This is a genomic window from Ornatilinea apprima (genome assembly GCF_001306115.1).
Taxonomy (GTDB): domain Bacteria; phylum Chloroflexota; class Anaerolineae; order Anaerolineales; family Anaerolineaceae; genus Ornatilinea; species Ornatilinea apprima.
In genome coordinates, this window is record NZ_LGCL01000009.1 from 1 (window position 1) to 21,058 (window position 21,058).

Annotated in this window: 23 protein-coding genes and 2 tRNA genes; 11 read left to right on the forward strand and 14 right to left on the reverse strand. The window is 53.1% G+C overall.

Translation table 11 applies throughout. The annotated features are described in order from the left end of the window. Positions 1-200 precede the first annotated feature (200 nt). Positions 201-282 (forward strand) — tRNA-Leu (locus ADN00_RS02145). 115 nt (positions 283-397) lie between these two features. Here the strand turns inward: ADN00_RS02145 and ADN00_RS02150 are convergent. Together ADN00_RS02150 and ADN00_RS02155 are read right to left on the reverse strand one after the other, a co-directional pair. Next, the gene (locus ADN00_RS02150) at positions 398-1,198 is read right to left on the reverse strand and encodes a TatD family hydrolase (protein ID WP_075061311.1); all 801 of its coding nucleotides are present in this window, start codon (positions 1,196-1,198) and stop codon (positions 398-400) included. After that, positions 1,199-2,620 carry a phosphoglucomutase/phosphomannomutase family protein gene (locus tag ADN00_RS02155; RefSeq protein ID WP_075061312.1) on the reverse strand — a complete coding sequence of 474 codons (1,422 nt, stop codon included), beginning with the start codon at positions 2,618-2,620 and terminating at the stop codon, positions 1,199-1,201. 123 nt (positions 2,621-2,743) lie between these two features. Here ADN00_RS02155 and mnmA point away from each other — a divergent pair, with 123 nt between their 5' ends. Continuing rightward, positions 2,744-3,823, forward strand: coding sequence for a tRNA 2-thiouridine(34) synthase MnmA (mnmA, locus tag ADN00_RS02160; RefSeq protein WP_075061313.1), 1,080 nt, complete (start codon positions 2,744-2,746; stop codon positions 3,821-3,823). A 33-nt stretch (positions 3,824-3,856) separates the two neighbouring features. Beyond that, positions 3,857-4,120 (forward strand): hypothetical protein, encoded by a 264-nt coding sequence (locus tag ADN00_RS02165; RefSeq protein ID WP_075061314.1) that lies wholly within the window; start codon positions 3,857-3,859, stop codon positions 4,118-4,120. 68 nt (positions 4,121-4,188) lie between these two features. Here the strand turns inward: ADN00_RS02165 and ADN00_RS02170 are convergent, their stop codons facing one another. Next, the gene (locus tag ADN00_RS02170) at positions 4,189-4,398 is read right to left on the reverse strand and encodes a cold-shock protein (RefSeq protein ID WP_075061315.1); all 210 of its coding nucleotides are present in this window, start codon (positions 4,396-4,398) and stop codon (positions 4,189-4,191) included. 293 nt (positions 4,399-4,691) lie between these two features. Between ADN00_RS02170 and ADN00_RS02175 the strand changes: the two genes are divergently transcribed. Further along, the gene (locus ADN00_RS02175) at positions 4,692-5,555 is read left to right on the forward strand and encodes a tRNA (adenine-N1)-methyltransferase (RefSeq protein ID WP_075061316.1); all 864 of its coding nucleotides are present in this window, start codon (positions 4,692-4,694) and stop codon (positions 5,553-5,555) included. Positions 5,556-5,581: 26 nt separating this feature from the next. Continuing rightward, entirely contained in the window at positions 5,582-6,166 is a 585-nt protein-coding gene (locus ADN00_RS02180; protein ID WP_160317453.1) for an NUDIX hydrolase, read from the forward strand. A 62-nt stretch (positions 6,167-6,228) separates the two neighbouring features. On the opposite strand, the gene ADN00_RS02185 is transcribed toward ADN00_RS02180, so the two are convergent. The 4 genes from ADN00_RS02185 to ADN00_RS02200 all read right to left on the reverse strand — a co-directional run bounded on the left by ADN00_RS02185 (position 6,229) and on the right by ADN00_RS02200 (position 9,105). Beyond that, on the reverse strand, positions 6,229-6,864 hold the full coding sequence (locus tag ADN00_RS02185; RefSeq protein WP_075061318.1) for a 50S ribosomal protein L25: 636 nt from the start codon (positions 6,862-6,864) through the stop codon (positions 6,229-6,231). A gap of 143 nt (positions 6,865-7,007) precedes the next feature. Beyond that, positions 7,008-8,000 carry a sodium:calcium antiporter gene (locus ADN00_RS02190; protein WP_075061319.1) on the reverse strand — a complete coding sequence of 331 codons (993 nt, stop codon included), beginning with the start codon at positions 7,998-8,000 and terminating at the stop codon, positions 7,008-7,010. Then, on the reverse strand, positions 7,997-8,362 hold the full coding sequence (locus tag ADN00_RS02195; protein ID WP_075061320.1) for a hypothetical protein: 366 nt from the start codon (positions 8,360-8,362) through the stop codon (positions 7,997-7,999). Before ADN00_RS02195 ends, ADN00_RS02190 begins: the two co-directional genes overlap by 4 nt. A gap of 113 nt (positions 8,363-8,475) precedes the next feature. Continuing rightward, positions 8,476-9,105, reverse strand: a complete 630-nt coding sequence (locus ADN00_RS02200; protein ID WP_075061321.1) for an RNA methyltransferase — start codon at positions 9,103-9,105, stop codon at positions 8,476-8,478. 136 nt (positions 9,106-9,241) lie between these two features. Here ADN00_RS02200 and ADN00_RS02205 point away from each other — a divergent pair, with 136 nt between their 5' ends. Further along, positions 9,242-10,141, forward strand: coding sequence for an ROK family protein (locus tag ADN00_RS02205; RefSeq protein ID WP_075061322.1), 900 nt, complete (start codon positions 9,242-9,244; stop codon positions 10,139-10,141). A 74-nt stretch (positions 10,142-10,215) separates the two neighbouring features. On the opposite strand, the gene tal is transcribed toward ADN00_RS02205, so the two are convergent. From tal to ADN00_RS02235, 6 genes are all read right to left on the reverse strand, one after another. Continuing rightward, positions 10,216-11,328, reverse strand: a complete 1,113-nt coding sequence (gene tal / locus ADN00_RS02210) for a transaldolase (RefSeq protein ID WP_075061323.1) — start codon at positions 11,326-11,328, stop codon at positions 10,216-10,218. 121 nt (positions 11,329-11,449) lie between these two features. Next, complete coding sequence (rpiB, locus tag ADN00_RS02215; protein WP_075061324.1) at positions 11,450-11,905, reverse strand: ribose 5-phosphate isomerase B; 456 nt, start codon at positions 11,903-11,905, stop codon at positions 11,450-11,452. Between the two features lie 10 nt (positions 11,906-11,915). Next, positions 11,916-13,922: a transketolase gene (gene tkt, locus ADN00_RS02220; RefSeq protein WP_082389809.1), complete on the reverse strand. Its 2,007-nt coding sequence runs from the start codon at positions 13,920-13,922 to the stop codon at positions 11,916-11,918. A 145-nt stretch (positions 13,923-14,067) separates the two neighbouring features. Next, on the reverse strand, positions 14,068-16,503 hold the full coding sequence (locus ADN00_RS02225) for a heavy metal translocating P-type ATPase (RefSeq protein WP_075061325.1): 2,436 nt from the start codon (positions 16,501-16,503) through the stop codon (positions 14,068-14,070). A gap of 92 nt (positions 16,504-16,595) precedes the next feature. Next, positions 16,596-16,802, reverse strand: coding sequence for a heavy-metal-associated domain-containing protein (locus tag ADN00_RS02230; protein WP_075061326.1), 207 nt, complete (start codon positions 16,800-16,802; stop codon positions 16,596-16,598). Positions 16,803-16,826: 24 nt separating this feature from the next. Further along, complete coding sequence (locus ADN00_RS02235) at positions 16,827-17,099, reverse strand: metal-sensitive transcriptional regulator (protein WP_075061327.1); 273 nt, start codon at positions 17,097-17,099, stop codon at positions 16,827-16,829. A gap of 103 nt (positions 17,100-17,202) precedes the next feature. Between ADN00_RS02235 and ADN00_RS02240 the strand changes: the two genes are divergently transcribed. The 3 genes from ADN00_RS02240 to ADN00_RS02250 are packed head-to-tail and all read left to right on the forward strand — an operon-like array spanning position 17,203 to position 18,765. Continuing rightward, the gene (locus ADN00_RS02240) at positions 17,203-17,757 is read left to right on the forward strand and encodes a TlpA disulfide reductase family protein (RefSeq protein ID WP_075061328.1); all 555 of its coding nucleotides are present in this window, start codon (positions 17,203-17,205) and stop codon (positions 17,755-17,757) included. Next, entirely contained in the window at positions 17,757-18,476 is a 720-nt protein-coding gene (locus tag ADN00_RS02245) for a prolipoprotein diacylglyceryl transferase family protein (RefSeq protein ID WP_075061329.1), read from the forward strand. Before ADN00_RS02240 ends, ADN00_RS02245 begins: the two co-directional genes overlap by 1 nt. 52 nt (positions 18,477-18,528) lie before the next feature. Then, positions 18,529-18,765 (forward strand): hypothetical protein, encoded by a 237-nt coding sequence (locus tag ADN00_RS02250; RefSeq protein WP_075061330.1) that lies wholly within the window; start codon positions 18,529-18,531, stop codon positions 18,763-18,765. Positions 18,766-18,833: 68 nt separating this feature from the next. Here the strand turns inward: ADN00_RS02250 and ADN00_RS02255 are convergent. Further along, positions 18,834-18,905: transfer RNA gene (locus tag ADN00_RS02255), tRNA-Gly, on the reverse strand. Between the two features lie 192 nt (positions 18,906-19,097). Between ADN00_RS02255 and mreB the strand changes: the two genes are divergently transcribed. Together mreB and mreC are read left to right on the forward strand one after the other, a co-directional pair. Beyond that, entirely contained in the window at positions 19,098-20,159 is a 1,062-nt protein-coding gene (mreB, locus tag ADN00_RS02260) for a rod shape-determining protein (RefSeq protein ID WP_407944710.1), read from the forward strand. A gap of 48 nt (positions 20,160-20,207) precedes the next feature. Then, entirely contained in the window at positions 20,208-21,053 is an 846-nt protein-coding gene (gene mreC, locus ADN00_RS02265; RefSeq protein WP_075061332.1) for a rod shape-determining protein MreC, read from the forward strand. Positions 21,054-21,058: the final 5 nt, after the last annotated feature.

Below are 21,058 nucleotides of genomic sequence, written 5' to 3' on the forward strand. Positions count from 1 at the left end.
GCATGGCTTCAGAATTATCGTCGTATCCTGGTTCGGTTTGATCGCTTGGTTGAGAACTATATCGGCTTTGTCCATTTGGGCTGCTTGGTGATCTTACTCAAACACTATTTTTGAGATGACTTCTAATAAGTTCAATGCATTATTAACTTTTGTGATTTCCTTGACAATCCTTTATTGCGGGTTATAATATCGCTACGTTTGCGCTGGTGCTGGAACTGGCAGACAGGCATGGTTGAGGGCCATGTGCCGAAAGGCGTGGGGGTTCGATTCCCCCCCAGCGCACACCCGAAACCGCGATTTTCGCGGTTTTTTTCTATTAATTTTGCGGAAATTGCAGGACAATGATCCGGGCTGACTGGAAGCCGGACGCATGAGTAGAAGCGAGAAACGCAAACCATTAATACGGCCATGCGAACAACTCTTGCGCGTTTGATGTGGTCTGCGTGGCGACCTGTTCCAGCGCAAGGCCGCGAATTGCGGCCACTTTTTCGGCAACCAGGCTGACCCAGGCAGGCTCATTGCGCTGGCCGCGGTGCGGATGGGGAGATAAAAAGGGCGCGTCGGTTTCCAACAGCAGGGCTTCCAGGGGCAGGTTTTGGGCTACGGCTTGTTTATCGAGGGCATTTTTATAGGTAACCGGCCCACCAATGCCAATTTTGAACCCCATCTCCACAGCAAAGCTGGCTTGTTCCAAGCCGCCTTCATATGAGTGCAGAACTCCCGGATGAGCAGCCAGCGGGCTGCCCGTCTTTTCTAGGTCCGCGCGCCAGGTTTCCAAAATAGAAATGACATCGTCCAGCGCGGCGCGGCTGTGAATGACAACGGGTTTCTGAAGCTGACCGGCCAGTTCCAATTGAGCTGAGAAGATGGCGATTTGCAGATCACGCGGGGCGTGATCCCGGTAAAAATCGAGCCCGATCTCGCCGATGGCGACCACAGCCGGGTTGGCTGCCAATTGGCGAAGCTCTTCTGGTGTGCCGGGCTGCCAGGTGTTGGCATCGTTGGGGTGAACCCCCACAGCCGCAAATAGCCCCGGATGCCGGGCGCAAAGGTCAACGGCCAATTGGCTGGATGGCAAATCGGTGCCTGGGATGAGAATCCGGCCTATTCCATGAGACCTGGAGCGTTGTAAAACTGCTTCCAGGTCGTCATGGAATGAAGTGTAGTTTAAGTGGCAGTGCGTATCGACGAGTTGCAATTACACAAGCCCTGCAATTCGAAGACCATCCTGAAGAATGGGCTGCACTCTGTCAGCATGGGTGGTTTCACAATAAACCCGCATGATCGGCTCGGTGCCAGAGAAGCGGATCAGCAGCCAGCCACCATCTTCAAGACCAAATTTGAATCCGTCCATCGTATTGAGGCCGGTTACCTTCAGCCCACCAATGGTCGGCGGATTGGCGTTGACGATTTTCGCTTCGCGGTCAGAGCGGTTGCCGCTGAATTCGCGGTCGATGCGGTCGTAGTAATGCGCGCCAATTTTACTGAAGAGCAAGGCGAGCAGTTCAGAAGGCTTGGATTTCAGTTTGACCATCATATCCAGCATAAACAGGCCGGCGAGAATGCCGTCTCGTTCCGGGACGTGGTTGGCAAAGGCATAGCCGCCCGACTCTTCGCCGCCGATCATGGCGTTGGTTTCCATCATTTTTGGGGCGACATATTTGAATCCCACACCAGTTTCGTGAACAGGAATGTTATAGAGCTTGCCAAGCTTTTCGAGCATGCTGGTGGTGGAAAGCGTTTTTACAATGGGGCCGCGCTGACCTTTGACTTCGAGAAGGTATAAGGCCAACAGCGCGTAGACCTGCAGTTGGTTAATGAAGTTGCCCTTCTCGTCACCAATGCCCACACGGTCCGCATCGCCGTCCAGGATGATGAGGACGTCGGCATTTTGATCGACGGTGGTTTGCAGACCCACATTGATATTGGGCGGGATTGGCTCGGGGCGGCTCATTTCGGGGAAAGTTGGATTTCGGTGGTTGTGAATTTCGATGACCTCGGTTTTTCCGCCAGCCAGCAAGCGCGGGAACCAGCCTATGCCGTTTCCCCACATGGGGTCTACGAGGATTTTGAAACCGGCCTGGCGAATGGGTTCCAGATCGACCAGTTTTTGGATATTTTCGATATAGGCGGGAGCCGGGTCAAAGCGCACAATGCGGCCATCGGCTTCAGCTTCTTTGGCGGAGACGCGCTTCACCGCTTCCATCTCATCTGGAATGAGGCTTTCGATTTTCTTTAACCCTTCAGGGTCAATCGCGCCGCCGTTTTCATCGCGGACTTTGAAACCGTTGTCAGTCGGCGGGTTGTGAGAGGCGGTAATGTTGATACCCCCGGCAGCTTTCTTATTGACGATTGCGTAAGCGATCACCGGAGTGGGGGTTGGGCCATCAGTAAGATACACTTTGAAGCCATTGGCAACCAATACCTCGGCGGTGGCCAGAGCAAAGTTTTCGGAATGAAAGCGCATGTCATGACCAACGACGATCCATTTGCCTGATTTGCCAATCTGATTGAAATAATTGGCATAGCCCTGAGCACAGCGCCGGACATTATCAAAGGTATAATCTTCGGCGATTTTACCGCGCCAGCCATCGGTACCAAACTTGATTTTAAAGGCCATAATTCCTCCGTGGTTTTATTCTTGCTGGCATTATTATAACAACCTTTGGGGTGTGTAGGCAAAATACAGATGCTATAATGGGTGGAGTGTAGAAAGATGATTAACGGTACGTGGAAATGGACTATGACACGAGACAACTCACCTAAGGTAGCTGTCGCGATGAGCGGCGGTGTGGATAGTTCTTTGGCGGCGGCGCTGTTGAAGAGCGATGGCTATGATGTGGCCGGGTTTATGTTGAAAACCTGGAAGGCCGAGCACCTGTTGGGCAGTCACAGCGTAATTGACCCCATCGAATCTGCTCGAAGCGTGGCCAACACGCTGGGAATCCCGTTTGAGGTGATTGATATTCAGGCGGAATTTCGGGAGAAAGTGGTCCATTCTTTCATTAAGGATTATCAGAACGGTTTAACCCCCAGCCCGTGCGTGTTTTGTAACCGGGCGATCAAATGGAAAGCCATGCTGGACGCGGCAGACCGGATTGGCGCTGAGTTTGTTGCTACCGGGCATTACGCGCGGGTAATACGCGATCCTGAAGGACTGTTTGAGCTGCGCACTGGCAAGGATGGCTCAAAAGACCAGGCGTATATGCTGTGCATGCTAACTCAGGCCGAGCTTTCGCGGACGATCTTTCCGCTGGGTGAGTATACCAAGCGACGCGTGCGGGAGTTGGCGCAGGAATTTGGGCTGCCCACTGCCAGCCAGCAAGACAGCCAGGACCTGTGCTTTTTACCCGATGGCGATTACCGAGGCTTTTTACTGCGCTATTCACCGGAAGTCAGAAAACCGGGTAAGATTGTTGATCAACAAGGTAACCAGCTTGGCGAGCACGAAGGACTGGCGTTTTATACCATTGGTCAGCGCAAGGGACTGGGAATTTATCGCCCGGAACCGCTGTATGTGTTGGAAAAGAACCTTGAGCGAAATGAGGTGGTGGTCGGCACACGTGCGGAATTGGGGCATCAAGTGATGGTTGTGGAAGGTGTGAATTGGATCAGCGGCCGCGAACTGGATGATGGATCGGTGGTTGATGTGAAGATCCGCTATAAGGCGAAACCAGTTAAAGGGCAGATCACGGTAACTGGAAAGACCACGGTTAAGGTGGAATTCAAAACCCCCATACGTGACATTACACCGGGGCAAATCGCCGTTTTTTATGACGATGATCGTGTGCTGGGCGGTGGTGTGATCAATTCGGATCGATAACGGTCTTGGTTATCAAAATAGGAGACGCGCGCGATGACATTTCCTTCAATTGTGCTGGGAGTCGTAATATCAACATTGCCAGGAGCGTTGTTCCATTTATGGAAGGGCGGCGGTCCGGGTAAGTTGCTGCTATATATTCTGCTGGGCTGGGTTGGATTTTGGGCCGGGGTTATTTTGGGGACGATGATGGGCCTGGTGTTTTGGACCATTGGACCGCTGAATGTGGGGATGGGTTTGATCGGCAGTCTGTTGTTTCTTGGCGGGGGGTACTGGTTGAGCCTGATTCAGGCTGACTAACCCAAAGAAAAGAAAAAGGGTATGGAGGCCAGCGGTCCATACCCTTGCCATTTTAAATGGATGGGCGATTAGATAAGGTGAACCTTGCTGGCCTGCAATCCTTTGGGGCCTTCTTCGATGTTGAATTCAACGGTTTGGCCTTCTTCCAAATTGCGAAACCCCTCGGCTTCGATTGCTGAGTAATGCACAAAGACATCGGGCCCCTCGGGGCGAGAAATAAAGCCGTAGCCTTTGCTGGTGTTGAACCACTTTACGGTGCCGGTGACACGCTCGTTCATGTATGTAACTCCTTACGTTTGAAACAAAATCTATTTATCCGACTGGCGAGAGTGGTGAATCTAAGCAGTCGAGAGGTCTGCTGGCCAGCCCATTAAAGCAAAAACCCGGTCGAAAAACCTAAGACCGGTTTCCTTCGAACTTCTGCTGAATAAGCCACTTCTCTGCCATAACGTTAACAGAATTTTAACACCGAAACCTGAAAATTGTCAATGGTCAGACAATAATCTTTATAAAGTTGTAAGGTGGTAAAATCAGAATCACTGTGAAGAGGACCATTGAAAGGCGGTAGAGATTGAGCTGGAATTTACACGGTACGCACGCTAGAGAAGGCGATTTGGCCCAGTTAGTTGGCTTGCGCTATAAAAATTTTATTTTTACTTTGAAAGCGGGAGAGAAACTGCATACACATCGCGGGATTGTATGCCATGATGATTTGATTGGTAAACCCTGGGGCAGCCGGATCTACAGCCATAAGGGCAGCCCATTTTTTCTGCTGCAGCCAGCTTTGGGCGAGGTGCTGCGCTCTCTTCCGCGCAACACTCAAATTATGTACCCGAAAGACATCGGATTCATCCTGATCAATATGGGCATTGGCCCCGGACAGGTGGTTGTGGAGGCTGGAACTGGGTCGGGATCCTTTACCACTGCGCTGGCTTACGCCGTTGGTGATACGGGCCATGTATACTCTTATGAGCGCAAAAAAGAGCCGCAAGAACTGGCAGGGCGCAATTTGAAGCGCCTGGGATTAGAAGAGCGGGTTACGTTCAAAGCTCGCGATATTTCAGAGGGCTTTGATGAAGAAGGCATTGACGCCTTATTCCTGGATGTGAACAATCCCTGTGATTATATTCCCCAGGTACGCAAGGCATTGAAACCGGGAGGATTTTTTGGCAGCATTCAACCTACCACCAACCAGGTTTCAACGTTAATTCACACGCTACGCATGCACGGATTTGCCTTTATTGAGACGGTGGAGACGATGGTGAGGTATTATAAGTGCGAACCGGGACGTTTTCGGCCGGTTGACCGCATGGTGGCGCATACAGGTTATCTGGTTTTTGCACGGCCATTGGTGGAGATCACTTCCGTTTATGATCTGGAAGAATCCATGCCAGAAGAGGACGCGGAAATGCCGGAAGCGCGTGATGCGGATTAGAGGTTTTGTAGATGGATGATCAGTCAATGGTGAATCGTTTACAGCACCCAGACGCATTGGATGCCTGGGTTCAGCAGCATTTACCGGTTGTTGGGGTATCTACCCGGACTGCACAGGATCTGCGGCGGGCGGCGGTGTTGATTCCGCTGCTGCAGGCAGACGGCCAATGGAATTTGCTGTTCACCCGCCGCACGGATACAGTGCTTGACCATAAAGGGCAGGTTTCTTTCCCGGGTGGGGCGCGAGAGGCTTTTGATCTGTCGGACGAAGAAACCGCCCTGCGCGAAGCGCAAGAAGAAATTGGTTTAGACCCCGCCTGTGTGAAGGTGTTAGGAAAACTGGAACCGTTTGAGACCATTTCGCGGTATGAGGTTATTCCCATTGTGGCAAGATTGGATTGGCCTGTGCGGCTTACCCTTTCTCCACAGGAGGTGAACCGGGTCTTCACTATCCCAGTGGGCTGGTTGGGAGATTGTAAAAATTGGACTGAAGTGGCGTATAACCATCACCAAGTGATCCAGTATGAGCGATATGATGGTGAGCTGTTGTGGGGGATCACCGCAAGCATTACCCATCAGTTCTTGAGAAAAATGGATTGGATGGGGTGTTAGATAAAAAAAACAGAGCGGCAGGCAAAACCGGCCGCTCTGTTTTTGCTTTTGGGGAGAGAAGATTACTCTTCCTCTTCTTCTTTCTTGCCGCGTTCGATGACTTCAGGTTCAGCCGTCTCAACTGCGACCGCTTCAACTTCTTCGCCTGCGCCGGCGGTAATAACTGCAACCATTTCTTCAGCGTCAGTAAGAATGACCACTTTATCCGAAACTGGAAGGTCTTTAACATACAGGCCATCGCCGATCTCTTTCAGGGAAGAAAGATCAAGGGTCAGGCGATCGGGCAGGTCTTGGGGCAGGGCTTCGATTTCAACTTCAGTGATGCCATTAACAACCACGCCGTTGTACAGGCGAACAGCCGGGGATTCACCGGTGAGTTCAACCTGAACCGAAGTGCGGATTTTCTCGGTGAGAGAAACTACCTGAAAATCGATATGGCGCAGTGTGCCTTTGATGAAATCGCGCTGCTTTTCACGGATCAGGGTGGCGTATTCTTTGCCCTCAAGTTTGATGGTGATGAGGTGGGAAGACGACACTCCACTAAGCACAATCGAGGTGGTGTGCAGGTCCAGGGTGATGGGGGTGGGCTCAAAGTTGTGGCCATACATGACGGCGGGAAGCTTCCCGTCACGGCGGAGCGAGTTGACCTGTTTGCCGATCACAGAGCGGCGAGTTGCATCTAAAACAATCTTTTCCATTTCAAATCCTTCGAGCGCCTCTTACCCGGTTCCAAGCGGGCTACCTTCGCTCTGACTTAAAAATTTGGCCGAAGCCATAAGTTTTGCGGATCAAATTTTATTCTGTAACCCATATTCCGTCAAGCCTGGCGCGGGGAACCTCTTTATATCGCAATACCACGCAGATAAATCAGCCCCATTCCCAGGATGTAGGTGACGATTAATGCCAGCGCGTCAAATTCAAAAATGATGAACTTGCGCTCCAGCTTTGCCAGGTTGCCCACCAGCCCCAACGCGGTCATGATCAGACCTAACATGCCCACAATAATAAAGTCATCGCTGATCACGCTCATGAATAGTCCTTTGGTCATGATCACATCGGATATACCCAGCGAGAACATATTGAACATGTTGCTACCGAAGAGGTTGCCCACTGCCATGTCGTACACGCCCAGACGCACAGCGGCGATGGTGGTGATCATCTCTGGTAATGAAGTAACGATGGCTACCAGGGTGGTGCCGACAAAGCCGGTTCCCAGCCCGGTGATCTCGGCGATTTCTGCGCTTGTGCCGACTAGAGCGGGCATAACGATGATGAGCAGCGCGGTGGACAAGGCAAACCCCAACAGCCCAGCAGCGAGCGAGGGAATCCCTTCAAAATCATCCTCCTGCGCCTCGGCAATTTCATGGGCGGTATGTGAGTCTTTTTGAATAATAAGAAGCGCCGCGATATAGGTGAAGAGCAGTATTATGCTATCGATGCCCACCCATCCGATTTTGATTTCCAGATCGGCCAGGACGAAGAAAATGGCAAAGCAAATCATCAAGATGGTCAGCGCGCCGGTGAGGGCGTGGCGGCGGGCGACTTTGCGCAGGATGCGGGTACGGATGTTAATTAACCCCATCGCTCCCAGAATAAACATGTTAAACATATTGCTGCCGAACATATTGCCTGCAGCCAGGTTGGGCACACCCTGCGAGATTGCATTGATGGTGGTGAGCAGTTCGGGCAGGGAGGTAGCGCCAGCCATTAAGATAATGCCAATCAGCATACCACCCAAACGGGTGCGAATTGCGATCACATCGCCATATTCGGCCAATTTAATCGCTGAATAAACGATGATCGCAGAATAAAACAAGAACTCGACCCAGATCATTTATTGCCCTCTTTCTTCTGGCGGTCTTTGGGAATACCGCAAACCATGCTCAAGGGCCAGGCCATCAGCACGCCTGTGTTGGGTTCAGTTAATTTTCCAACGACTTTTTCTGTGGCCTCAACACAGGCATCGATGAGTTCCTGTTTTTCTACAATGGTAACCAGGGTGTAATTTCCCGATTCGGCACCAACCATGACCGGTTGAACATCAAAGAGTAGGGGGATGTGCTTGCGCTGTGTGCGCCAGCGGTGAAAACCGGTACTCTCAATAATCGTTACGCCGGTTATTCCGGCTTTTTCCCAGGCATTCAAAATTGAATCTAATTCATTGGGATCATCTAAAACAAACATGACTGCAAACATAAAAAAACTCCTTTCTTCAAGGGCAGTATTCACTCTGAGAACACCGCGGATGGATAAAAGGAAAAGCTTGACGCGCTTGGTGAATTTCGCATAGCGATAACCAATTTATTGTATCACACTTTGAAACGCAAAAAGTATACCGCGATCCCAAAGGCGATGGCAACATTGAGAGATTCTTTGGCGCCAGACATGGGTAAATAGACAATCTGATCCGAGATTCGCAAAATCCCAGGGTCTACACCGGTAACCTCATTGCCCACCACCAGTAGAAGCGGCGGCTGTACGGAGGGGAAGCGGCTCTTGAAAAGAGAGACCGCGTTTTCTCCGCCTTCCAGCGACCAGACCAGGTATCCACGGTCTTTTAGATGCTGTGCCGCCTGCAACCCGTTTCTGTGGTAGCTCCAAGGCACGGACAGCTCTGCTCCCAGGCTGGTTTTGGCAATTTTGGGGTGCTCGGGGGTGGGTGATGTTCCGCATAAGTGGATGTGCGCGATTTGCGCGCCATCGCAGCTTCGGAACATGGCGCCCACATTGAAGGTGCTGCGGATATTGTCGAGCATGACTTCTATTCGTGGAACAGGCGCCGTTTGGCTGGTGCGGGTGATTTTCCTGGCGGAAAAGGGAGGTTCCACTTCTTTTAGCGCACTCTTGCATTTTGGGCAGGTTCGTGGGTATTTGGCATCCAGGTCGACAGAAAAGCGAAACTGGCAGTCCGGGTTTTGACATTGCAGGATGGAAAACATAGGCCGATATTCTCCGGGCGAAGGTGAATTCATTTTATCCTGATGAGACGTGAAAGAAAAGGAAGGTTTTTGGGCTTGTGGATAGGCAGACTGTGTTAAACTAGTGAAGGTTGGATTTTTTAATTTGGAGGTCAAGATGGATTTATTTGGAGGCATTGAGGCAGGAGGCACCAAGTTTGTCTGTGTGGCAGGAAGCGGGCCGGATGATATCCGTATGGAGGAACGATTTCCAACGACGTCACCAGTAGAGACGATTGGAAAGATGGTGGCTTTTTTCCAACACGCTGAGAAGAAACTGGGCAAGAAATTCGTATCGTTTGGGGTGGCATCTTTTGGCCCGGTTGACCTGGATACTTCTTCACCTACATTTGGGTTCATCACCTCTACCCCCAAGCCGGGGTGGAAAAATACTGATCTGATTGGCCCTTTACGAAAAACTTTTGGGGTTCCGGTGGGGTTTGATACGGACGTAAACGGGGCGGCCATTGGCGAAGGAATGTGGGGAGCGGGAAAAGGGCTGAAACACTTTATTTATATTACCATTGGCACCGGCATTGGCGGTGGGGCTGTGGTGGATGGGAAGCCGCTCCACGGGCTGATACACCCAGAAATGGGCCACATGCTGCTACCGCATGATTGGGACCGTGATCCATTTGAAGGGCACTGCCCGTATCACGGCGACTGTTTTGAGGGGATGGCCAGCGGTCCCGCGTTGAAGGCGAGATGGGGCGTTTCTGCGGATGGGCTGCCAGCCAACCATTCTGCCTGGGATTTGGAAGCGGACTATATTGCCAGCGCGCTGCAGAACCTGATTGCCGTACTTTCTCCGCAGCGTTTGATTTTGGGTGGTGGGGTAATGCAGCAAGAACAACTCTTCCCGCTGATTCGCGGAAAGCTGCTGGAGAAGATGAATAATTATTTCCAATCGCCAGCGATTCTTAACCGCATGGCAGAGTATGTGGTGCCGCCCGGTTTGGGTAATCAGGCCGGTATGCTGGGCGCGCTGGCGATGGCGCGCAATGAAATTGAGAAGTAAGGCGGGTTGAATACCAAAAAATGCCGGCCAAAGGGATATCCCTTTGGCCGGCTGCTGATTCAATGCCTTCTTTGTTAGCGCTGGGCGCGTTCTTCGAGACTGGTAAGCAGAGACGTGAACGCGTCTGAAAAGGCCTTAACGCCATCAATTTCCAACTGCTCGGTAACCTGGCTCATCGAAATTCCCAGTGATTGAAGATCGTTGATCACCGCCTGTGATTCCTCGCGGGGCACGTCGACCGTGAGGGCGGCTTTGCCGTGATCTCGGAAAGCGTCCAGGGTTTGCGGCGGCATGGTGTTGACGGTGTAAGGGCCAATGAGTTCTTCCACATAAATGACATCGCGGTATTGCGGATTTTTGGTGCTGGTTGAAGCCCAAAGAGGCCGCTGAACGCGAGCACCGTGCGCCTGCAGTTTTTCAAAACGCTCAGTAAAGAATTTATCTTTGAATAAGTTGTAGGCCAGGCGGGCGTTGGCAATGGCAGCTTTGCCTTTGAGCGATTGCGCTTTGGCTGCATTTGGGCCCGCTTGTTGAGCGATTGCATCCAACAATGAGTCGACAGAGGAGTCGACGCGGGAAACGAAGAAGGAGGCGACCGAGGCAATATGGTTCACCGGCAGACCTTGGGCGACCCGGTCTTCAAGCCCACTGAGGTAGGCCTCGATGACGTCGGCGTAGCGCTCCAGCGAGAAGATGAGGGTAACATTAACATTGATGCCCGCAGCTATCGCTGCGCGGATTGCGCCAATGCCTTCTTGAGTGGCCGGAATCTTGATGCAGATGTTGGGGCGGTCAATCCACTGCCACAGGCGCAGGGCTTCGGCAACGGTGCCTTGCTCATCTTTCGCCAAATAGGGGCTAACCTCAATGCTGACGTAGCCGTCCAGCGCGTCGGTTTCTTGATAGAGGTTCTGGAAGAGATCGGCGGCATTGCGAATATCTTCCACAGCCAGCTCATAAAAGATTTCTTCCGCAGACAGGCCTTTTTGGGCAAGTGGTTCCAGGGCGGCGTCGTAATCACTGGATTTCGTGATGGCCGCGTGGAAGATGCTGGGGTTAGAGGTAACACCGCGAATGTCTCCGCTGGCGATCAAGCCAGATAGGTAGCCGTTTTCAAGAAGCTTGCGCTGGATGTTATCGTACCAAATGGATTGGCCAAGGGCGTGAAGTTTCGGAATATCGCTCATTATGGGTTTCCTTTCAGAGAAATGCGACAACAAAAATTTCAAAATTGCCAGACAACCTGTCTTTGAAGGAGGGCTGTCTGGCGATGATGGGTAACCGATTTAAGGAACCGTTGCGGCCGTGCTACTTCATTGATTGTTCTTCGATAGCCTGGATTTTGTGCACCCGGCGAAGATGACGTTCCTGGGTAGAATGGGTGGCGCTGAGAAACGCTTTCACCACGTCTTTGGCCAGTTCGTCTCCGATAACACGCCCTCCCATGCAGAGCGCGTTCATCTGGTCGTGCTCGACCCCCTGGCGGGCAGTGTAGGTGTCGTGGCAGACAGAAGCGTAGATGCCTTTCATTTTATTGGCGCTGAGACATACACCCACACCTGATCCACAAACCAGTACGGCGCGTTCAGCCCGCCCGTCTTGCAGGGCGCGGCAGGCTTCTTCCGCTTTGTCGGGATAATCTGCTTTTTCTTCTTTGGAATAGATTCCAAAGTCGACAAGGGTATGGCCGCCTTCGCGAATGGCCTCAACGACCGCATCGCGCAGCAGCACTCCCGCATGATCACAAGCAAAAGCGACTTTCATAAGATGGTCCTTAATCGAGCAGTTCTTTGGCAGTTTTAATCACATTTTCAACGGTGAAGCCAAATTCTTCAAAGAGTTTTTCCGCGGGGGCCGAAGCGCCGAACGTTTCGATGGAGATGGATTTGCCTTCCAGTCCGACCCATCGTTCCCAGCCCATTGCGACGGCTGCTTCCACGGACAGGCGGGCTTTCACATCGGGCAGGAGCACTGAATCGCGGTATTCCTGATCCTGCTGTTTGAATAATTCCCAACTGGGCATGGAGACAACACGCACCGAACGGCCTTCTGCGGCCAGTTTTTCGGCGGCTTGGATGATCAGCGATACCTCAGAGCCGGAGGCCATAAGGATCAGCTCTGGCTTGCCCTGGCCGTAATCGCGCAAGACGTAAGCGCCTTTCGCAAGGCCATCCGCTTTGGCGAATACGGAACGGTCGAGGGTGGGCAGGTTCTGGCGGGATAAGGCAAAAAGGGTGGGGCCGTTTTTGCGGCGGATGGCGACCTTCCAGGCCTCAAGGGTCTCGTTGGCATCGGCGGGGCGAATGGTGACCAGGCCGGGGATGGCGCGCATGGCGGCCAAATGTTCGACGGGTTGGTGAGTGGGGCCGTCTTCACCCAGACCGATGCTGTCGTGGGTGAAAACCCAGATGGTCTGCAGGCCAGAGAGGGCTGAAATGCGAATGGCGGGGCGGACGTAATCGGTAAAGACCAGGAACGTGGCGCCGTATGGGATCAATCCGCCGTGCAGGGCGATGCCGTTCATTGCCGCGCCCATCGCATGCTCGCGCACGCCAAAGTGGAAATAACGCCCGGCGGGGTTATCGTGCTGGTAGGCGCTGCTGGATTTAATCCAGGTGTTATTGGAGGGGGTCAGGTCCGCGGAACCGCCAACCAGTTCGGGAAGCACTTCAGCGAGCTGGTTAATGACGGCGCCGGAAGCCTGGCGGGAGGCGGTGCCTTTGGCGTCGGGCGCGAAGGGCTTGAGGGCTTCTTCCCACCCTTGCGGAAGCTCACCGGACAGGCGGCGCTTGAGTTCCGCAGCTTTTTCCGGGGCGGCGGCAGCGTATTGCTCGAAGCGGGCGTTCCATTCCTGTTCAAGTGCGTCGCCACGGGTTACCGCTTCGCGGAAGTGGGCGAGGACGTCTTCGGGGATGTAGAAGCGCGGTTCTACCGGCCAGCCCAGATTGCGTTTAGCGTTATCCAGTTCTTCATTTCCTGGAGGGGCGCCATGCGCGGCGGCGGTGTCTTGCTTGGTGGGCAGACCGTAGCCAATGTGCGTGCGGCAAATAATCAGAGAGGGGCGTGGATCCTGTTTGGCCTGGTTGATGGCCTGGTCAATTTCTTCCACGTCGTTTCCATCTGCCACATGCAGAACCTGCCAGCCATACGCTGCGAAGCGAGCGCCGCGGTCTTCGGTGAATGAGTGATCTGTGGAGCCGTCGATGGAAATGCGGTTATCATCGTACAGGTAGATGAGCTTGCCCAGTTTGAGGTGGCCGGCCCAGGATGCAGCTTCTGAAGCGACGCCTTCCTGCAAGTCGCCGTCGGTGACGATGGCATAGGTGTAGTGGTCAATGATGTTGTGGCCGTGCAAGTTGAATTCGGCGGCCAGGTGCGATTCAGCTATGGCCATACCAACGCCGTTGGCTAATCCCTGTCCCAAGGGACCGGTGGTAACTTCCACACCGGGAGTGTGCCCATACTCTGGGTGACCGGGGGTGCGGCTTCCCCACTGGCGGAAGTTTTTGAGCTCGTCCAAGGGAAGATCGAAACCGGTAAGGTGCAGCAATGAATAGAGCAGCATGGATCCGTGCCCGCCCGATAGGACGAACCGGTCGCGGTTAGCCCACTTTGGATTAAGTGGATTGAAGCGCAGATGGCGCGTCCAAATGGTATAGGCAATCGCCGCGGTTCCCATCGGTAAACCGGGGTGACCGGAATTGGCATTTTGAACACCGTCTGCCGATAAGAAGCGAATGGTGTTGATGGCGCGTAGTTTCAGGTCTTCACTGATGGACATGCATATACTCCTTAAATGCAAAATTTTGTTTATTTTACCATCTTTCAATTCTGTTCAAACCCGTTCATGTGTTCAATCATGGTGACTGCATTAAAGTTAATAAAAAAAGTCTGCCCGTTTGAAGGGGCAGACTTTTTTTGTGCATCTATCTGTGAATTTTCAGGTTTTTTAGCCGCAGGCTGTTGGTAACGACAAAGACGCTAGAGAAGGCCATTGCGCCAGCGGCGAGCATGGGATTGAGCAGACCAGCAGCGGCGACAGGAATGAGGATAATGTTGTAAATGAACGCCCAGAACAGATTCTGTTGGATAGTCTTTAATGTGCCGCGTGAAAGGCGCACGGCCATAGGCACGCTGGTGAGGTTGGCGCTCATCAGAGTCACCGGGGCTGCGGCAATGGCAACGTCGGTTCCCGTGCCGATGGCCATGCCCACATTGGCTTGTGCCAGGGCTGGAGCGTCATTAATGCCGTCACCCACCATTGCAATCACCTGACCGGTTTGCTCTTGCAGTTTTTTAATTTCGTCTGCCTTGCCGCCGGGCAAAACCTCGGCCAGGGCGCGGTCGATGCCCACCATTTTGGCAATAGCATCGGCGGTTTTCTGGTTGTCGCCGGTGAGCATGATGACTTTCAGCCCCAGGGAATGCAGCTGCGAAACAGCCTCGCGTGACCCCTCTTTCAGGGTGTCAGCAACGGCAATCAGGCCGCCAAGCTGCCCGTCGACGGCAACTGCCATCACGGTTTTGGCCTGCGCCTGCAGCGCATCCACTTGCGCTTCAATGCTGGCAGTGTCCATTCCCAGTTCTTTCATCCAACGCAGGGTGCCAATCTGAACGGTGCGGTCATCGACGACGGCCTGCACGCCGCTGCCGGCCACGGCTTTGAACCCGGCAGGCTGTGAGAGCGAAAGCTCGCGGTTGCCGGCTTCAGCCAGCATGGCTTCGGCCAGAGGGTGCTCGCTGCCTTTTTCGGCGCTGGCGGCCAGGCGCAGCAGTTCATTTTCTGCGCCAGAGAACCCCTGCAGACGGATGTCGGTTACGGTGGGTTGGCCGCGTGTGATGGTGCCGGTTTTATCCAGTACTACCTGTTTGATTCTGCCGGCCTGCTCCAGGGCTTCGGATGAGCGGAAGAGAATCCCGTTTTCGGCGCCTTTTCCAGTGCCGACCATAATGGCCGTTGGAGTAGCCAGTCCCATCGCGCAGGGGCAGGCAATGACCAGCACCGCGACGGTATTAATGAGGGCGCGGGTGAACACGTCCATGCCCATGTGGCTGGGAGGCGCGGGGGCAAAAAAGAACCAATAGAGGAAGGTGAGCAGGGCAATAGCGATAACAGCTGGGACAAAAATGGAGGACACTTTGTCGGTGAGCTGCTGGATGGAGGCTTTGCTGCCCTGGGCTTCTTCGACAAGGCGGATGATTTGTGAAAGAGCGGTCTCTTTGCCGATGCGGTTGGCTTCAAAACGCAGCATGCCCTGACGGTTCATGGTTGCGCCGATCACCTGGTCGCCGGGTTTTTTCTCGACCGGAAGCGACTCGCCGGTGAGCATTGATTCATCAATGCTGGAGCGGCCTTCAACGACGATGCCATCCACGGGGATTTTCTCGCCGGGTCGCACGGTAACAATGTCACCGATTTGCACTTCATCGACTGGGATTTCCATTTCAACACCATCGCGGGCAACACGGGCGGTTTTGGCCCGCAGGCTCATTAACTTTTTGATGGCTTCACTGGTGCGGCCTTTGGCGCGCGCTTCCAGGAATTTTCCCAGGCGGATCAAGGTAATGATGACAGCCGCAGTTTCAAGGTAGGCGTGGCCGTGCAACCAGCCGAAAACAATCGGCAGCGAGTAGAAATAGGCCGCTGAAGACCCCATCGCCACCAGAACATCCATGTTGGCAGATCCGGCGCGCAATGATTTATACGCGCCAGTGTAGAAATCCCAGCCGACATAAAACTGAACAGGCGTTGCCAGGGCTAAGAGAAGCCAATTCATCCAGCTGGAGTGCCCAATGGAGTCGGGAATGATCCCAAAATCGCGCCCCATTGAAAGCACAAAGAGCGGGACTGTGAAGAGCAAACCGGTTATGAGCAGGCGGGTTTTCTGTTCAATTTCCGCCTGACGGGCTTTGGCTTCGGCGTCTTCAAATTCGCCACCCAATTCCTGCGCCTCAAAACCGGCGCCGGCCAGGGCACGGCGGATTTCTGCCTGGCTGACGAGAGTGGGAATGAAAGTAGCCCTGACGCGCTCGGTCGTCAGGTTAACGCTCACATCCAGAACACCTTCCAATCCTTTGAGGGTCTTTTCAATGCGGCGTGCGTCATTATCGTCGGCTACCCGTTTGAGCAGTAAATCCACTTCTCCGCGGGCAACATCATACCCCGCGCGCTGTACCCGACCAATGATGTCGTCTAGCTGGAGCAGGGCGGGGTCAAATGAGACAGCGGCGCGCTCTGAGGAAAGGTTGACCACCGCCTCCTGCACGCCGTTTAGTTTTTTCAGGTTGCGCTCGACCGTCGCCACGCAATTCGCGCAGGTCATACCGGTAATGGGCAGGGCAATTTGGCGAGCTTTTTCCATTATTGTTACCTTCTTTCTGCGTAGACAGTTCACCCTTCATTTCCGGTCATGGCCGTGGAATGAAGGGTGTATTGTTTCAATCCCAATGGAGATCAGGCTTCTGCAGGATAATTGATCTCGACCAACAAATCTCGAATGCGGTCTTCGCTGGCTGGCGGCTCGAACGTTACGGTGACCAGTTTGCTATCGAGCGACGCTTCGACTGATTTCACACCTTCCATGTCGGCCAATTCGGTGTTAATGGTGTGAATGCAATGGTGGCAAGAAATGCCGGGGATATGCAAAGTAATGGTATTCATTTCGAATTTCTCCTCTCAGGAAAATTAGACCTTCGTCGCGGCTTCAAAAAGCTGGGTGATTTCTTTGAGCACTCGTTCTGTGTCTTCCGGGTTATCTCCACGGACAGCGGTGGTCAGGCAGTGGCGGAGATGGTCATCCAAAATCAGGTTGCTGATTTTATTCAGCGAAGCCTGAACCGCGTTGATCTGATTGAGGACATCGACACAGTAGGTGTCTTCTTCCACCATGCGGCTGATGCCGCGAATATGCCCTTCTATGGTTTTCAACCGGCGAACAACCGTATCTTTTTGATGCATAGCATTTTTATCCTTATACCCCTCCCCCCAGGGGAGGGTATTTGAATTATAATATATTGGATTACCATTGTCAACAAATAATCAAAGCGAAAGGGAATGTGCCTTGAACCATCTAAGCAAACCTTTAGTTCTGCTGCTGTTCATCGGGATTGGCGTTTTGTTGACCGGATTGATTGTTTTGGACGGAGAGGCGGTTGATGAAAACCGGCCAGCCGCGCCGGTGAAAGGCGCAGTGGCCCCGGCGGTGTCTGCGATCACCGCTAAAGGTGAAAGTGTGAGCCTGGAGGATTTGGCAGGCAAACCCGTGGTGTTGAATTTCTGGGCGAGCTGGTGCCCACCGTGCCGGGCGGAAATGAAGGCGTTTCAGGCCGTTGCAGAAAAATACCCAGACGGGGAGGTGATGGTGATTGGTTTGAACGCGACCAGCCAGGACGACCGGCAGGCTGCGCTCGATTTTGTGGAAGAACAGGGCGTCACTTTTCCGATCTGGTTCGATATGGAGGGTGATAGCGCGCGGAACTTCCGGGTGAGGGCTATGCCAACCACATTTTTTATCCGCGCAAATGGAGAAATCGCGGACGTGATGATTGGCGGGCCGTTAAATGAAACGGTTATTCATGTTGCAATCGAAGAAATGCTCAAAGACGAGGTGGACTAATGCTGCCGATACTGCAAATTGGGCCGCTCAGCCTGCCCACCGTGCCGCTCTTATGGATTTTGGGATTCTGGATCTTTTCGGAAGCCGCGGAAAGCGGCGCCAGAGAAACCGGCCTCGACTCAAAGCAGGTCAGCCGGGTGGTCACCCTGGCGGTGGTGCTGGGACTGGTGGGGGCAAGGCTGGCCTATGTGCTGCAGTACCCGAATCTGTTTGCCGAGAATCCGCTGTCTGTGGTGAGTCCGCGCCCGTATCTGTTGAGTCTGGAAGGCGGGTTGCTGTTTGGTGGTTTTGGGCTGTTGGTTTTGGCGCAGCGCAAAGAAATGCCGATTCAGCGATTGTTGGACGCGCTTTCACCGGGGTTTGCCTTTTGGCTGGCGCTGGTTGGGCTGGCCTGGCAGGCGGAAGGGGTGTTCCCCGTGCGGGGCGCGCTATTAGCCTCCGGCGGGTCTCTTCCAGGTGGGCTGACACACCCGGCCAATCTGTATTGGGCGGTGGGATTCGCGGTTGTCGGCTTTCTGGGGCGGCATGCGCTGCGGCGAAAAAGCCCTGCCGGTGAGGCTTTCCTCGGGACTGTGCTGCTGGGCGGGTGGTTTGCTATTGTTCACGCTTTCTTCCGCGCAGATATGGGAACTGGCCGCAGCATAGAGGCGCTAGTTGGGTGCGCTTTATTAATCCTGGCTGGCTGGCAAATAAACCATCGGGCGCGGAAGACGAGTTGATGCGACATTTTGTATAATTGAATTCAAGATCCGTTGTGATGAATTGGCCTGAATGAACTCTATTTTCGCTTTCTGCATGTTGTTTCTGGTTGTGCCGGTGGGTCTCAACATGATTCGAAGAGTGTTTGCGATTTTATACGGGCCAGAAAGCGATTCTGATTATCATCAGCAGTTGTACCAGCAGGCGGTGCGTGCTGGTGTGATTGAAATTGTGGTTTCGCTGGTGGGCCTGGCGTTGGCTGGATGGGTGGTTTTTTCTCTGAGTCGGGCTTTCATTAGCCTACCGTGAAAACCTTCTCGCGTGAAGACCGGCTTGGTGTTAAAATGAAACGAGCCGTGCTAGATGGCTCGTTGGAGAGCGGGTGATGGGACTCGAACCCACGAATAGTAGCTTGGGAAGCTACTGCCTTACCACTTGGCGACACCCGCAATGTGTTGAGGATTATATAACTGACCCGAAGAGATGTCAAGCAGCGAGGGTCGTTATGTTTGGAGAGACTGAATCGCGTTACGGATGCATTGGGATGGCTGGTTGGATGAAAATGGGTATATGGTATAATTTTTCAATCCATATCCTTATTTCCAATATGCTATCTCGATGATGCAATAAGGAGAATCAATTTGGCATTTAATCCATTAAGCTGGCTGATGGGGTTGTTTTCCCTGGATATTGGGATTGACCTGGGCACAGCAAATACTCTGGTGAATGTGCATGGGAAGGGCATTGTGATCAATGAGCCTTCCTGGGTAACGATTGAAAAACGCTCGCGGAAACCGCTGGCGATTGGGGCGCGTGCCAAAGAAATGGTTGGGCGCACGCCCGCGAACGTGATTGCCATCCGCCCACTGCGGGACGGTGTGATTTCTGAATTTGAAATCACTCAGGCGATGTTGGGTTATTTTATTGGTAAAGCGCACCAGCAAACCATCGTACCGTTGCCGAGACCGCGAGTGGTGGTTGGTATACCCTCCGGCGCCACAGAAGTGGAAAAGCGGGCGGTTCTGGATGCCTCAATGGCGGCAGGAGCGCGCGAAGTGCATTTGATTGAGGAGCCTCGCGCCGCGGCGTTAGGGGCCGGACTGCCAATTTCGGAAGTGCGCGGCACAATGATCGTGGATATTGGCGGCGGCACAACCGAGGTGGCGTTGATGTCTACCGGTGGAATTGTCGTTTCTCGTTCGCTGCGCGTAGCCGGCGACGAACTGGACCAGGACATTATCACCTACATTCGCAATAAGTACAATTTGTTTATTGGCGAGCGGATGGCGGAGCAGGTCAAAATCACAATCGGGTCGGCTTACCCACTGACAACAGAAAAAACCATGACGGTGCGTGGCCGCAACCTTGTAACCGGGCTGCCTGAAGCCATTGAGGTTTCTTCCGTTGAGATTCGTGAGGCCATATCCGGTTCCATTCAAGTGATTGTCGATACCATTAAAGACGCCTTGGATGAAGCCCCCCCTGAAATCGTTGCCGACCTGATCGAAAGCGGTATTTGCCTGGCGGGCGGTGGCGCGCAATTACAGGGGCTGGTGGAAAGGTTGGCGGATGAGCTGAATCTACGCGTTTGGGTCGCTGAAGACCCAATGACCTGTGTAGCAAGAGGCGCGGGTATCATTCTGGAAAATCTGGACACCTATCGGGATTTCCTGGTCAGTTTAGACCGAAGAAATTCCCGCTAAAGAGCCAAATTTCTTGAAATGTCTTTCCCTTTCGCAGGTATGTAAGGCATGAAAAACAATTTTTCACTCAATTGGCAGACTGCGGTTGTACTGCTAATTGCAGGTGGCTTGATATTTTTAGCATTGAGCGGGTTCTTAAGCCCATTGGTTAATAATGCGCTTTCACCCGTCATATCCGCACAAGCATGGATGGCCAGCCGGTTTAATGCGTTATATGAGTTTTTAACCGTTCCACGGGATGTTGCCACGCTTCGACAGCGCAATGCTGAACTGGAAAACCAAGTCTCCAATTTACAAACGCAGGTCATTGAATTGCAGCAACAATTACGCGAAGCGCAGGTGCTGTACGCGTTATTGGATTTTGCCAGGAAGCGGCCTGAGAATGAATATGTCGCTTCTTCTGTGATTGGCAAAGACCCGAGTCCATTTTTACATTACATAATCATTGATCACGGCTCGGATGACGGCATCCGTCACGGTATGCCGGTGGTGACCGAGCAGGGACTGGTTGGGAGGGTTGACGCCGTGACCGCGTCTGCTTCCCGCGTACAATTAATTACCGATCCTTCCTCTGTCATCAACATTCGCTTGCAAAAAGCGCAAACGGAAGCATTGCTGACGGGCTCGCTCACCGGGGATGTGAATCTGTCGATGGTGCCGCAAGACATTAATCTCCAAACCGGTGATTTGGTGCTTTCTTCCGGTTTGGGCGCCAATTACCCCGGTGATGTGGTGGTTGGGCAGGTAATTACCGTGCGGAAGCAGGAAACGGACCTGTTCCAATCAGCATCCGTTCAGCCGGCAGTGGACTTCAGCAATTTACGGGCGGTTCTGGTGATTACGAACTTCCGCCCGGTGAATATCGAACCACTCATTCCAGTAGAAACCCCTTAACAAAA

Bases quoted from the DNA above. Each gene is read 5' to 3' on its own strand.
- ADN00_RS02155 (WP_075061312.1), bottom strand. From the start codon at position 2,620: ATGGCCTTTAAAATCAAGTTTGGTACCGATGGCTGGCGCGGTAAAATC.
- mnmA (WP_075061313.1), top strand. From the start codon at position 2,744: ATGACACGAGACAACTCACCTAAGGTAGCTGTCGCGATGAGCGGCGGT.
- ADN00_RS02165 (WP_075061314.1), top strand. From the start codon at position 3,857: ATGACATTTCCTTCAATTGTGCTGGGAGTCGTAATATCAACATTGCCA.
- ADN00_RS02170 (WP_075061315.1), bottom strand. From the start codon at position 4,398: ATGAACGAGCGTGTCACCGGCACCGTAAAGTGGTTCAACACCAGCAAA.
- ADN00_RS02180 (WP_160317453.1), top strand. From the start codon at position 5,582: ATGGTGAATCGTTTACAGCACCCAGACGCATTGGATGCCTGGGTTCAG.
- ADN00_RS02185 (WP_075061318.1), bottom strand. From the start codon at position 6,864: ATGGAAAAGATTGTTTTAGATGCAACTCGCCGCTCTGTGATCGGCAAA.
- ADN00_RS02190 (WP_075061319.1), bottom strand. From the start codon at position 8,000: ATGATCTGGGTCGAGTTCTTGTTTTATTCTGCGATCATCGTTTATTCA.
- ADN00_RS02195 (WP_075061320.1), bottom strand. From the start codon at position 8,362: ATGTTTGCAGTCATGTTTGTTTTAGATGATCCCAATGAATTAGATTCA.
- ADN00_RS02200 (WP_075061321.1), bottom strand. From the start codon at position 9,105: ATGTTTTCCATCCTGCAATGTCAAAACCCGGACTGCCAGTTTCGCTTT.
- ADN00_RS02205 (WP_075061322.1), top strand. From the start codon at position 9,242: ATGGATTTATTTGGAGGCATTGAGGCAGGAGGCACCAAGTTTGTCTGT.
- tal (WP_075061323.1), bottom strand. From the start codon at position 11,328: ATGAGCGATATTCCGAAACTTCACGCCCTTGGCCAATCCATTTGGTAC.
- rpiB (WP_075061324.1), bottom strand. From the start codon at position 11,905: ATGAAAGTCGCTTTTGCTTGTGATCATGCGGGAGTGCTGCTGCGCGAT.
- tkt (WP_082389809.1), bottom strand. From the start codon at position 13,922: ATGTCCATCAGTGAAGACCTGAAACTACGCGCCATCAACACCATTCGC.
- ADN00_RS02225 (WP_075061325.1), bottom strand. From the start codon at position 16,503: ATGGAAAAAGCTCGCCAAATTGCCCTGCCCATTACCGGTATGACCTGC.
- ADN00_RS02230 (WP_075061326.1), bottom strand. From the start codon at position 16,802: ATGAATACCATTACTTTGCATATCCCCGGCATTTCTTGCCACCATTGC.
- ADN00_RS02235 (WP_075061327.1), bottom strand. From the start codon at position 17,099: ATGCATCAAAAAGATACGGTTGTTCGCCGGTTGAAAACCATAGAAGGG.
- ADN00_RS02245 (WP_075061329.1), top strand. From the start codon at position 17,757: ATGCTGCCGATACTGCAAATTGGGCCGCTCAGCCTGCCCACCGTGCCG.
- ADN00_RS02250 (WP_075061330.1), top strand. From the start codon at position 18,529: ATGAACTCTATTTTCGCTTTCTGCATGTTGTTTCTGGTTGTGCCGGTG.
- mreC (WP_075061332.1), top strand. From the start codon at position 20,208: ATGAAAAACAATTTTTCACTCAATTGGCAGACTGCGGTTGTACTGCTA.